The following is a 758-nucleotide window of genomic DNA, read 5'->3' on the forward strand; positions in this document are numbered from 1 at the left end:
AATCATAACCACCCGTCTAACGGGTGGTTTGCACCAGGGCTATAAGCCCAAATCACCAGCCAGCGCCTAAAGGCGCTGGCTTTCACGTTGTTCAAGCCTCATTGCTCTTGACTCGTCACTTGCCTCTTAAAGAGGCTTTAGTATTACTTACCACTATCCCTAAAGGGATCCTCATATTCTTTTACACTTAATTTATCTAGTGCTATATCATGCTTTTCCTGTTCTTGAATATATTTCTTAATTGTGGCTTCATTAAGCCCTACTGTACTTACATAATAACCTTCTGCCCAGAAATGCCGATTTCCAAACTTATACTTGAGGTTGGCGTGTTTATCAAACATCATGAGTGCACTTTTGCCTTTTAAATAACCCATGAAACTTGAAACACTTATCCTTGGTGGAATACTGACTAACATATGTACATGATCAGGCATTAAGTGACCCTCGATAATTTCAACACCTTTATAACTACATAAACGGTGGAATATTTCTCCCAAACTACTTCGATATTGATTATAAATGATTTTTCGTCTATACTTAGGGGTGAACACAATGTGATATTTACACATCCACTTTGTGTGTGATAAACTATGTGCCTTTTGTGCCATATTTTTCTCCTTTCGCTTTACAATTGGCTTGAACACCTTTATTGTATCGCGTTTGGAGTTTTTTTGGTATAACCTTCGTCGCGCACCCGCATAGCGGGTGGTTTATTTGTCTCGCACCTTACGGAGCGAGACGGACTAATAGTCACATAA

General features: G+C 39.4%; 1 protein-coding gene. It reads right to left on the minus strand.

Annotated elements, in window-relative coordinates:
* Positions 1-143 precede the first annotated feature (143 nt).
* Complete coding sequence (gene tnpA / locus D8844_RS10300; RefSeq protein WP_000057435.1) at positions 144-608, minus strand: IS200/IS605 family transposase; 465 nt, start codon at positions 606-608, stop codon at positions 144-146.
* Between the last annotated feature and the right edge of the window lie 150 nt (positions 609-758).

It is taken from the genome of Streptococcus oralis, assembly GCF_003942875.1.
GTDB classification, from domain to species: domain Bacteria; phylum Bacillota; class Bacilli; order Lactobacillales; family Streptococcaceae; genus Streptococcus; species Streptococcus oralis_BX.